Source organism: Streptomyces guryensis (assembly GCF_021261325.1).
Classification (GTDB): Bacteria; Actinomycetota; Actinomycetes; order Streptomycetales; family Streptomycetaceae; genus Streptomyces; species Streptomyces guryensis.
This window is the reverse complement of sequence record NZ_JAJSBI010000016.1, coordinates 13757-25357: the sequence shown is the minus strand read 5'-3', so window position 1 is coordinate 25357 and position 11601 is coordinate 13757. Positions and strand designations below refer to the sequence as shown.

Here is an 11601-nt window from a genome sequence, read left to right as displayed (position 1 = left end):
CTCAGCCGAGCAGGCTCTCGAGCTCCACGTGCTCCAGGCCGTGCGCCTCTGCGACCTCGCGGTAAACGACCTTGCCGTCATGGGTGTTGAGACCCCTGGCGAGCGCGCGGTCGCGGCGCAGCGCCTCCACCCAGCCGTGGTCGGCGAGTTCGACGATGTAGGGCAGCGTCGCGTTGGTGAGCGCGTAGGTGGAGGTGTTGGGCACCGCACCCGGCATGTTGGCGACGCAGTAGAAGACCGAGCCGTGGACCTGGAAGGTCGGTTCGGCGTGCGTGGTCGGACGGGAGTCCTCGAAGCAACCGCCCTGGTCGATCGCGATGTCGACAAGGACACTCCCGGGCTTCATGCGTGACACGAGCTCGTTGGTGACCAGCTTCGGGGCCTTGGCGCCCGGGATCAGGACCGCGCCGACGACGAGGTCGGCGTCCAGGACGGCCTTCTCCAGCTCGAAGGAGTTGGACATGATCGCCCGGACCTTGGTGCCGAAGACCTTGTCCGCCTCGCGCAGCTTGTTGATGTCGCGGTCGAGCAGCGTGACGTGGAAGCCCAGGCCGACCGCGATCTGCGCCGCGTTCCAGCCGGAGACGCCACCGCCGATGACGACGGCCCGCGCGGGCTGGGTGCCGGGGACACCGCCGGGGAGCACGCCACGGCCGCCGACCGAGCGCATCAGGTGGTAGGCGCCGACCTGCGGGGCGAGCCGGCCCGCGACCTCGGACATGGGGGCGAGCAGCGGGAGCGCGCGGCCCGGGAGCTCGACGGTCTCGTAGGCGATCGCCGTGGTGCCGGACTCGATGAGCGCGTCGGTGCACTCCTTGGAGGCCGCGAGGTGCAGGTAGGTGAAGAGCGTCTGGTCCTTGCGCAGCCGGTGGTACTCCTCGGCGATGGGCTCCTTGACCTTCAGCAGCAGGTCGGCGGTGGCCCACACCTCGTCGGCGGTCGGCAGGATCTGCGCACCGGCGGCGACGTACTCGCCGTCCGGGATCGACGATCCGACACCGGCGCCCTGCTCGATGACGACCTGGTGGCCGTGGCGCACGAGCTCGTGCACCCCGGCGGGGGTGATGGCCACCCGGAACTCGTTGTTCTTGACCTCGCGGGGGATGCCGACCTTCACGTCGATCACGGTCCTTGGCTCAGTGGATGTGGGGCAATACAACACATACCCAGGCATGCATGAGCACACCGGGAGGCACCGCAGGAGAAGGTGCGGCAGAGCCAGTCTAATGAAGGCGTTCTCTCTGTCTAGCCTTTCATTGCATCAATCTTCGTCGGATGCACTACGGATTTCGCAGGTGTCATCGTCCTGCTCCAAGGGATCAAGGGGTTTCGAATCCGGTTCACCCTCCTCGCGCCCCTCCCCCAGCAGCCGCTCGGCCGTGCCCCGGTGCAGCTGAGCGGAGGCGGGATCGCCGAGGCGCTCGAGCGTGTCGGCGAGCCGCAGCTGCAGCGCCGCCTGCAGCCGTACGTCCTCGGCACGCCGGGCGTACTCCACCGCCTCGTGGCAGGTGCGCAGCGACTCCTCGGGCCGTCCCGCGTACTCCTGGACGCGCGCGAGTTCGCTCAACGCCCGCGCGTGGGAGGCGATGTCGCCGTTCTTGCGGTGCCGGGCGATCGCCGTGCGCCAGCCGCGCTGTGCCTCGCCGTAGCGGCCCGCATAGGTGTGGGCCGCGGCGATACGGCCGTAGAGCCGGGCGGCGGCCGCACGCTCGCCCCGGGCCAGCCGCTCGGCGAGGGCGCGGCCGAACCAGTCGGCGGCCCGGTCGTAGTCCCCGAGCTCCAGGTGCGCACCGCCTACGGATTCCATCGCGCGACCGCTCGCGTACGGGTCATTCGCCTCACGTCCGGCGTCCAGCGCGGCCCGATAACGCACCAGCGCGTCCGTCGTGCGGCCGGTCTGGGCGTCGAGATCGCCGAGGTTCAGCAGCGCGGCGGCCTTCTCGCGGGGCAGGTCGCGCCGCTCGGCCACGTCCAGGACGAGCCGGTGGATGCCGTACAGGTCAGGAGCGGCGGCCCGGGTGCCGAAGTGCGCCACCATCGCCTTGACCAGCTGGGACATCAGACGTCGGGCGAGGGTGTCCAGCTCCCCGTCCGCGACCGCCAGCCGGGCCGCGGCCAACAGCGCGGGCCTGCGCAGCCGCAGCCAGTCCTCGGCGGCCCGCGGGCTGGGGAAGCGCAGGGAGCGCGGCATGCCGTGGAGCTTGTCCCGCGCCTCGGGGCTGTCCGTCTCGGTGATCACCCGGCACGACTGCAGCAGCCGTACCGTCCGCTCCAGCATGCGGGCGCGGGCGAGTTGCAGCTCGCCGGGGCGGTCCTGGCTCTGGGTGAGCGTCTTCAGCAGGGGGTGCACACAGCCCGGCACCTGGTACTGGGGCAACGGCGAGTCCACGGCCCGCAGCAGGCCGAGGGCGACGAACTCGTCCAGCGCGGCGTGGGCGTCGCCGACCGAGCAGCCCGCGAGCGAGGCCGCGGTGTGCGGGTCGACCAGGCCGGCCGGGGCGAGCGCGAGCAGCCGCAGCATCCGGGCGGACGGCGCGGGCAGCGAGGTGTAGACGAGCCCGAAGACCCGGCTGAGGGGAGTGCCCTCACCCTCCGTGTGCAGATGCTTGGCCAGGTCGGCGACGGCAGCCTTGGGGCGGGCGGCGAGCCAGCTGCCCGCCAGGGTCAGCGCGGCAGGGTGGCCCTGGCACTCCTCGACCAAACCCTCGGCGGCGCGGGGGTCGACGGTGATGCGGACCGAGCCGGTGTGCCGGGTGAGCAGCTCCAGGGCGGACTTGGTGTCGAGGCCGCCGAGGGTGCAGGGGCGGACGTCGGAGATGCCGGTGAGGGGACCGCTCGACACGGCCACGACCAGGCAGTCCGGCGTGTCCGGCAGCAGGGCGTCGACCTGCTCGGCGTCCGCCGCGTCGTCGAGCAGCACCAGGGCCCGGCGGTCGGCGAGGGCGGTGCGCAGGGCCTCCGCCAGGTCGTCCGCCGCGGCTCCGGCGGGGGTGGGCAGCCGCAGCGCGGCGAGCAGTTCGCGGGCGGTTTCCTCGACGGGAACGGGCGTGCCGTCGGGCTCGCTGAGCCGCGCCCGGAGCACCCCGTCGTCGTAACGGTCCGCTACCTGCCGGACCAGTTCCTCGGCGAGGGCCGTGCGCCCGGAGCCGGGCCTGCCCGCGATGAGCAGGACGCGCGCGCGTGGGGCCTTGCGGCCGGAGAGGGTGTCCAGCCCCGCCCGCTCGATGTCGGCTCGGAGTTCCTTCAACTCCCTTGTACGGCCCAGGAACCGGCTCTCGTCAGCAGCGTGCCCCGACAGCCCTGCACCGGCTGTGTTGACCGCCTGATCCGTCACGGGCACACTCCCGTCCCACCGCACGCGCAAGCCCGCCGGGACTCCGGTACCGGGCATCAACAGAGCCTAGTTCACGCTCTGCAACGATCCTGGCGGAGCGCGGCGGGCACATCCCCCGATCGGATCAGCAGATGGTCACACCGGTACGGAGAGGGCGGCGTTCAGGACTCGAAGGGACGCGCGGGCCACGGCGCCTCGGCAGGGCGCAGTGCGTCGAGCCCGTCGCCCTGCTGTGCGGCGATCAGCGAAAGGAGGCCCACGACAAGGCAGTTGTTGTGCAGCTCGCCCGCCAGGACGCCCCGTACGAGCTCCTCGACGGGCACCCGCTCGAGTTCCATGTCGGCCTCTTCGTGCTCGACCTCGAAGCGGTCGCCCTCGGCCTCGGACAGATCGCGGGCGAGGAAGATGCGCACGGCCTCGTCGCAGCCGCCGGGCGTGGTGTAGACGTCGGCCAGCACCCGCCAGTCCTCGGCCTTGACGTGCGCCTCCTCGTACAGCTCCCGCTGGGCGGCGTGCAGCGGGTTCTCGCCGGGCACGTCGAGCAGGCCGGCCGGGATCTCCCACAGCTTGTGGCGTACGGGATGGCGGTACTGGCGGATGACCACGGCCCGTCCCGCCTCGTCGAGGGCGAGGACGGCGACCGAGCCGGGGTGGACCTGGTAGTCGCGGGCGGCCACGTGTCCGTCGGGCATGACCACGTCGTCCGTGCGGACGGAGGTCTTGTTGCCCACGAAAGGGGTCTTCGTCGCCCGGATCTCCCACTCCTCGGGGATGTCCTTGATCGTCATGCCCTGTCCTTCCGCACACTTTCGAAACACACGCCAAGTGAAACCGGGGCGCTCACCTTTTGAATGCGAGCGCCCCGGCCACCGTACAACTGGTGTGTTACTTGGAATTCTTCCGCTCGACCGAGGCCTTCACCAGACCCGCGAACAGCGGGTGCGGCCGGGTCGGGCGGGAGCGCAGCTCGGGGTGCGCCTGGGTCGCCACCAGGTAAGGGTGCGTCTCGCGCGGGTACTCCACGTACTCGACGAGCTTGCCGTCGGGCGAAGTGCCGGAGAACAGGATGCCGGCCTTCTTCTCCAGCTCCGCGCGGTAGGCGTTGTTCACCTCGTAGCGGTGCCGGTGGCGCTCCTCGACGTACTCCTTGCCGTCGTAGACCTCGCGCACGATCGAGCCCTCGGCCAGCTTCGCCGGGTACATGCCCAGCCGCATCGTGCCGCCCATGTCGCCCTCGCCGGCGACGATGTCGAGCTGCTCGGCCATGGTGGAGATGACCGGGTGGCCGGTGGCGGAGTCGAACTCGGTGGAGTTGGCGTCGGTGATGCCGGCCAGGTTGCGCGCGGCCTCGATCACGATGCACTGCAGGCCCAGGCAGAGGCCGAGCAGCGGGATCTTGTGCTCGCGGGCGTACTTGATCGCGCCGACCTTGCCGAGCACACCGCGGTCGCCGAAGCCGCCCGGGATGCAGATGCCGTCGACGTCACCGAGCTGCGCCGCGGCGCCGGCCGGGGTCTTGCAGTCGTCGGACGTGACCCACTTGATCTTGACGCGGGCCTTGTTGGCGAAGCCGCCCGCGCGCAGCGCCTCGGTCACCGAGAGGTAGGCATCCGGCAGGTCGATGTACTTGCCGACCAGCGCGAGGGTGATCTCGTGGTCGGGGTTGTGGACGCGGTCGAGCAGGTCGTCCCAGGTCCGCCAGTCCACATCGCGGAACGGCAGGTCCAGCTTGCGGACCACATAGGCGTCCAGGCCCTCGCCGTGCACGGTCTTGGGGATGTCGTAGATCGAGCGGGCGTCGGGGCAGGCGACCACGGCGGCCTCGTCGACGTCGCACATCAGCGAGATCTTGCGCTTGATCGCGGTGGGGACCTCGCGGTCGCAGCGCAGGACAATGGCATCAGGCTGGATACCGATGTTCCTGAGTGCCGCAACCGAGTGCTGGGTCGGCTTCGTCTTCAGCTCGCCCGACGGGCCGATGTACGGCAGGAGGGAGATGTGGACGACGAAGACGTTGTCCCGGCCGACCTCGTGGCGGACCTGGCGGACCGTCTCCAGGAACGGCAGCGACTCGATGTCGCCGACCGTGCCGCCGACCTCCGTGATGACGACGTCGACCTCGTCGGTCGCCATGCGCCGGATACGGTGCTTGATCTCGTTGGTGATGTGCGGGATGACCTGAACGGTGTCACCGAGGTACTCGCCGCGCCGCTCCTTGGCGATCACCGTCGAGTACACCTGGCCCGTAGTGACGTTGGCACTGCCGTCCAGGTCACGGTCGAGGAAGCGCTCGTAGTGTCCGATGTCCAGGTCGGTCTCGGCGCCGTCGTTGGTGACGAACACCTCACCGTGCTGGAAGGGGTTCATCGTGCCCGGGTCGACGTTCAGGTACGGGTCGAGCTTCTGCATCACGACCCGCAGGCCCCGCGCCTTCAGGAGCATGCCCAGGCTGGAGGCGGTGAGGCCCTTGCCGAGCGAGGAGGCGACACCCCCGGTGACGAAGATGTGCTTGGTCGTCGTGGCTGTGCTGTTTCGGAAAGCAGCGGGCGGCATGGCCAAAGGGGGGCTCCCGTGGTCGCGGTCTGGGGTGCTGTGCGGCTGCCGACCGGAGATTTCCGGGGGTGCCGTCGCTGCGGTTCGGGGGTTTCGTGCCCACCGGTCCACGGGCTACCAGGGTATCAGCGCCGGAAGGAGATGGCTTCCGGCCACGCACCGCACACGAGTCACCACGGACCCGCACGGTCCTTCGCGTTTCTCACTCGTTGCTCACCCGTTCGGCGTATTCGGGTTGCCCGGAGCGGCACGCAGATCATCTACGTGCGTCGTATCCTGCTCGGACACTCGCTGCCGAGCCCGGCCGGGTACACGTCACCACCCCCGCACGTGATGACCGGAACAACGAGAGCTCGTCAGTTCGTTGAGCATCAATTGTCGTTTTGCCACACGGCCAGGACGACTGCTTTGCTTCACCGCTCAACGACGCATTACAACGACCCCTTGACCGCACTAGCGACAGCCCCCTTTCCGCGGGGGTGACGTGGCCGTTCGACTGGAGTTGCACGTGGCCGGGCGCATCGAAGACTACGCACTCATCGGAGACATGCAGACCGCCGCCTTGGTCTGCCGGGACGGCACAGTGGACTGGCTGTGCCTGCCCCGCTTCGACTCGCACGCCGTCTTCGCCGGCCTGCTGGGCACCGAGGAACACGGCTTCTGGCGGCTCGGCCCCGCGCACGCCTCCGACGCCCAGCCGCCCACGGCGGCCCGGCGCAGCTACCGCGGCGACTCGCTGATCCTGGAATCCGAGTGGGACACCCCGCGCGGCACGGTCCGAGTGACCGATTTCATGCCCCCGCGCGACGGCGCCCCCCAGCTGATCCGCATCGTCGAGGGCGTCTCGGGCCGCGTCCCGATGCGCTCGGCCCTGCGGATGCGTTTCTCGTACGGCCGGGTCGTGCCGTGGGTGCACAAGCACGACGGCCGCACGGTCGCCGTGGCCGGCCCGGACTCGGTCTGGTACGACACCGAGTGCGAGACCTACGGCAAGTCGCTGACCACCTACTCGGACTTCACGGTCGCCCCCGGTGACCGCATCGCCTTCACGATCTCCTGGCAGCCCTCGCACAAGGAGCCGCCGCCGCTGCCGGAGCCGGAGGCCTCGCTGGAGGCGACGGAGGACTTCTGGCGGGAGTGGGTGGAGCACTGCACGTACCACGGCCCGTACCGCGAGGCCGTGATCCGCTCCCTGATCACGCTGAAGGCGCTGACGTACGCCCCCACCGGCGGCATCGTCGCCGCCCCCACCACCTCCCTGCCCGAGGACATCGGCGGCGTCCGCAACTGGGACTACCGCTACACCTGGCTGCGCGACGCGGCGATCACCCTGTCCTCGCTGCTGCGCACCGGCTACCGCGAGGAGGCCCGCGCCTGGCGCGAGTGGCTGCTGCGGGCGGTCGCAGGCGACCCCGAGAACCTGCAGATCATGTACGGCATCGCGGGCGAGCGCGAGCTCGGCGAGGCCGAGCTGGACTGGCTGCCCGGCTACGAGAGCTCGGCACCGGTCCGCGTCGGCAACGGCGCGGCACACCAGCTCCAGCTCGACGTGTACGGCGAGGTCACCGAGGCCCTCCACCTGGGCCACATGACCGGCCTGGCCCGCAGCGACTACGCCTCGCTGCTCCAGCTCAAGCTGATCCGCTACCTGGAGCAGCACTGGGACGAGCCGGACGAGGGCATCTGGGAGGTGCGCGGCCCGCGCCGGCACTTCGTGCACTCCAAGGTCATGGCCTGGGTCGCCGTCGACCGCACCATCAAGCTCATCGAGTCCGGCGACGCCGACGGTCCGCTGGAGCGCTGGCGCGAGCTGCGCGACGACATCCACCGGGACGTGTGCGAGAAGGGCTACGACAAGGAGCGCAACACCTTCACGCAGTCGTACGGCTCGAAGGAGCTCGACGCGTCGTTGCTGCTGATCCCGCAGATGGGCTTCCTGCCCCCCGACGACAAGCGCGTGATCGGCACCATCGAGGCCATCCAGCGCGAGCTGTCCACGTCCGACGGATTCATCCTGCGCTACCCGACCGAGGGTGCGGACGAGGGCGTCGACGGGCTGCCCGGTGACGAGGGCGCCTTCCTCGCCTGCTCGTTCTGGATGGCGGACGACCTCGCGATGATCGGCCGCGTGGACGAGGCCCGCAAGCTGTTCGAGAAGCTGCTCTCGCTCCGCAACGACCTGGGCCTGCTCGCCGAGGAGTGGGACCCGCGCCGCCAGCGCCAGGTCGGCAACTTCCCGCAGGCCTTCAGCCATGTCCCGCTCATCGACACGGCACTGCGCCTGACGGCGTCCGGGGCGTACGGCGGCTGAACAGGACCGCCGAGCCGGGCCCGCCTACGCTGGAGCCAACAGCCCCTGCACGGAAGGGGGCGCCGCATGGCTTCCCCATCGAAGGCGGGCGCGGCCCTCGCCGCGCTGCGCGAGGATCTGGTCGGCGATGTGTTCGCCCCGGGAGACACGGGCTACGACGAGGCCCGGACCGTCTTCAACGCGATGATCGACCGGCGTCCGGCGGTGATCGCTCAGTGCGTGGACGCGGCCGACGTCGTGCGGGCCGTCCGCTTCGGCCGGGAGCTCGACCTGAAGATCGCCGTGCGCGGCGGCGGGCACAGTGTGGCGGGCATGGCGGTGAACGACGGCGGGCTGGTCGTCGACCTGCGCCAAATGCGTGCCGTGGTCGTCGACCCCGCGGCCGAGGCGGTACGGATCGCGGGCGGCGCCACCATGAGCGATCTGGACCGCGCCACCGAGCCGCACCACCTCGCCACCACCGGCGGCCGGGCCTCGACGACCGGCGTCGGCGGCTATGTCCTGGGCGGCGGCACGGGCTGGCTGGACCGCTCCTTCGGCCTCGCCGTCGACAACCTCCTCGGCGTCGAACTGGTCACCGCCGACGGCAGCCAGGTGCACGCCAGCGCCGACGAGAACCCCGAGCTGTTCTGGGCGCTGCACGGCGGCGGAGGCAACTTCGGCATCGCCACCGCGATCACCCTGGCGCTGCATGAACTCCCCCGGTTCTCGATGGCGCTGGTGCTGTACCTCCCGGAGTTCGGCCGAGACACCGTCCGCACCTTCCGCGAGATCATCACGGCCGCGCCGGTGGAGGCGTCCGGCGCCGTCCTCTACGTCACCGGCCCGCCCGAGGAGTTCGTACCGCCGCACCTGGTCGGCACGTTGATGTGCGGTGCGGTCCTGACGTACGTGGGCGGCGAGGAGGACATGCGCAAGCTGGCCGAGCCGCTGCTGGCGCTGCCGCACGAGGCGGAGATCGTCGGCGGGGTGCCGTACGCCGACTTCCAGACGATGTTCGACGACCCGCCGGACCTGCGGAACTACTGGTCGGCGGAGTATCTGACCGGTCTGCCCGACGAGCTGGTGGACGTCTACTGCGCCCGCGGGGACTCGGTGCCCGTGCCGACCGGCACCCAGCACGTGCTGTTCCCGCAGGGCGGCGCGATCGCCGACGGGCCCACCGAGTACCCGGTGCCGTACCGGGGCGCGCCATGGGCGGTGCACCCCTTCGGCATGTGGGCGGACCCCGTGGACGACGCGCGCTGCATCGAGTGGGTGCGGGGCGTCCGGGCCGACGTCCGGCCGTGGAGCACCGGCGCGACCTATCTCAACTTCATCGGCGACGAGGGCCCGGAGCGCGTGGTGGCAGGCCTGGGTGCCAAGAACACCGCACGGATGGCGGCGCTGAAGCGGCGCTACGACCCGGACAACGTGTTCCGCTTCAACCACAACGTCAAGCCGGCCTGAGCACCTCCAGCGTGCGCTCCCCCACCGGATCGCCGGCCGTCGCCGGTACGAGGGCGATCTCGTCCGGTCCGGCCTCGCCCGGCGGTCCAGTACGGCCGCGGGCCGCCTGTGCACGCTCTCCACGGCCCGTCCGCCGCGGGCCGGGGCACAACCCCGGAACCCCGGCAGAAAAGCAGGTCGGCCGACATGACCGGGACAGACATCGCGAGGCAAACCCGAGTAACCCGGCCGACGGCGGTCCAACCCCGCCCGGAGATGTCCCGGAGGCACTCGCGCGGGTAGCGTCCGGCTCATGGACAGCGGTACGGGCAGCGGTACGGGCAGCAGATTCGACACGCAGGGCGCCGGGATCACCGTGCAGCGGGCGCTGGAGCTGCCCGGACTGCGCAGCGGGCTGCCCGAGGTCCTCGCGGGCGCCGACCGGCTGCAGCGCACCGTGCGCTGGGTGCACGCGGGCGAGGTGCCGCACATCGCCTCGCTGCTGAAGGGCGGCGAGCTGCTGCTGACCACGGGCTACGGGCTCGGCACCCGGCCGGCCGAGCAGCGGGCGTTCGTGCGCACCCTGGCCGAGCGCGGCATCGCGGCTCTCGTCGTGGAGCTCGGACCGCGCTTCACCCGCCTGCCCGCCGCGCTTGTCGACACCGCACGCGCGGCCGGGTTGCCCCTGGTCCAACTGCACCGCGAGGTGCCCTTCGTGGCGGTCACGGAGGAGGTCCACACCGAGATCGTCAACGGCCACTACGCGCTGCTGCAGCGGGCCGAGGAGGTGCACCGCCGCTGCACCGAGGCCCTGCTGGGCGGTGGCGGAGTGCCGCAGGTGCTGGGCATCCTGGCCGACTTCAGCGGCAACCCGGTCTTCCTGGAGACGACGGACGGGCAGCTGCTGTACGCCGCCGGGGCCGGCCCCGAGGGCGCGGACCCGCTCCAGGTGTGGGAGGGGCTGCGCGGCCACCACAAGGACGCCCCGCCGCCCTCGGGGTCGGTGCTCGTGGACGTGCCCGGGGGCGGCCCTGGAACGGGCTCGGTCCGGGCCCGCCTGGTCCTCCTCCCCGTACGGGCCCCGCTGGCCCCGGTGCACCGCATCGCGGCCGAGCGGACGGCCGGCATCCTGGCCGTCGTCCTGATGCAGGCACGCCAGGAGGAGGAGCTGGCGGCGCGCGGTCGCGGGGACTTCCTCACCGACCTCGCCGAGGGCCGCATCGCCGCCGAGGACGCCCCCGCGCAGGCGCGCGTGCTGGGCTTCAAGCCCGGCAACAGCCCGCTGCTGCCGGTCGTGATGCGGCTGGGCGACACCCTGTCGCCGGGCGGGGGCTGGGCGGTGCTGGCCCGCGCGGTCGCGGAGGAGCTGGCCGCGGTGGGGGTTCCGGTCCTGCTGGGCGTACGGCCTGTCGAGGGCCGGGTGCCCTTGCTGCTGGGCCTGCGTGCGGAGACGGAGCGGACGGCGGTCGCGGACCGGGTCGCGGCGGCGCTGCGGGCGGGCGTGGAGCGGGCCGGGATGCACCGGCCCGGGGCGCAGCCGCCGGTGGTGGTCGTCGGGGTGGCCGGCGGCTGGGCGGCGGCGTCGGCCGGCCTCAGACACGCGGCGGAGACGGCGACGGCGGCGCAGGGCCTCTCGGACCGCCCCTGGTACGACGCCCGCCGCCTCGACATCGACCTGCTGCTGTGGCGGCTGCGCGACCACCCGGACCTGGCGGCCTTCGTGGACCGTGCGATCGGTCCGCTCCGCGACCACGACAACCGCTCCAGGCCGCCCCTGCTGCCCACTCTGGAGACGTACTTGGCACACGCGGGCCGCAAGGCGGAGACCGCCCGCGAACTCCACCTCAACCGGCAGACCCTCTACAACCGGCTCGCCCGGATCGGCGAGTTGCTCGGCACCGACCTCGACGACCCGCAGACGGTACTGGCGTTGAGCCTGGCACTGCGAGCACGCCGGCACGCCTCCTAGGACCAG

The 11601-nt window shown here is 71.5% G+C and carries 7 protein-coding genes; 3 read left to right on the top strand and 4 right to left on the bottom strand.

Translation table 11 applies throughout. From position 1 onward, the window contains the following. Position 1 precedes the first annotated feature (1 nt). The 4 genes from ald to pyrG form a co-directional block, all read right to left on the bottom strand. Complete coding sequence (gene ald, locus LJ657_RS28360) at positions 2–1126, bottom strand: alanine dehydrogenase (protein ID WP_232651657.1); 1125 nt, start codon at positions 1124–1126, stop codon at positions 2–4. Between the two features lie 135 nt (positions 1127–1261). Then, a complete protein-coding gene (locus LJ657_RS28355) occupies positions 1262–3334 on the bottom strand; it encodes a tetratricopeptide repeat protein (protein WP_232651654.1) in 2073 nt (690 codons plus the stop codon). A 161-nt stretch (positions 3335–3495) separates the two neighbouring features. Next, entirely contained in the window at positions 3496–4122 is a 627-nt protein-coding gene (locus tag LJ657_RS28350; protein ID WP_232651652.1) for an NUDIX domain-containing protein, read from the bottom strand. Positions 4123–4219: 97 nt separating this feature from the next. Further along, positions 4220–5887, bottom strand: a complete 1668-nt coding sequence (gene pyrG / locus LJ657_RS28345) for a CTP synthase (protein WP_099927835.1) — start codon at positions 5885–5887, stop codon at positions 4220–4222. 508 nt (positions 5888–6395) lie between these two features. On the opposite strand from pyrG, the gene LJ657_RS28340 reads away from it, so the two are divergent. The 3 genes from LJ657_RS28340 to LJ657_RS28330 all read left to right on the top strand — a co-directional run bounded on the left by LJ657_RS28340 (position 6396) and on the right by LJ657_RS28330 (position 11595). Continuing rightward, positions 6396–8198, top strand: a complete 1803-nt coding sequence (locus LJ657_RS28340) for a glycoside hydrolase family 15 protein (RefSeq protein WP_232651830.1) — start codon at positions 6396–6398, stop codon at positions 8196–8198. A 66-nt stretch (positions 8199–8264) separates the two neighbouring features. Next, complete coding sequence (locus tag LJ657_RS28335) at positions 8265–9647, top strand: FAD-binding oxidoreductase (RefSeq protein WP_232651651.1); 1383 nt, start codon at positions 8265–8267, stop codon at positions 9645–9647. A 292-nt stretch (positions 9648–9939) separates the two neighbouring features. After that, positions 9940–11595, top strand: a complete 1656-nt coding sequence (locus LJ657_RS28330) for a PucR family transcriptional regulator (protein ID WP_232651650.1) — start codon at positions 9940–9942, stop codon at positions 11593–11595. The last annotated feature ends 6 nt before the right edge of the window (positions 11596–11601 follow it).

Excerpts from the sequence above, each read along its gene's own strand:
- LJ657_RS28335 (WP_232651651.1), top strand. The coding sequence starts at position 8,265 with ATGGCTTCCCCATCGAAGGCGGGCGCGGCCCTCGCCGCGCTGCGCGAG.
- LJ657_RS28330 (WP_232651650.1), top strand. The coding sequence starts at position 9,940 with ATGGACAGCGGTACGGGCAGCGGTACGGGCAGCAGATTCGACACGCAG.
- pyrG (WP_099927835.1), bottom strand. The coding sequence starts at position 5,887 with ATGCCGCCCGCTGCTTTCCGAAACAGCACAGCCACGACGACCAAGCAC.
- LJ657_RS28350 (WP_232651652.1), bottom strand. The coding sequence starts at position 4,122 with ATGACGATCAAGGACATCCCCGAGGAGTGGGAGATCCGGGCGACGAAG.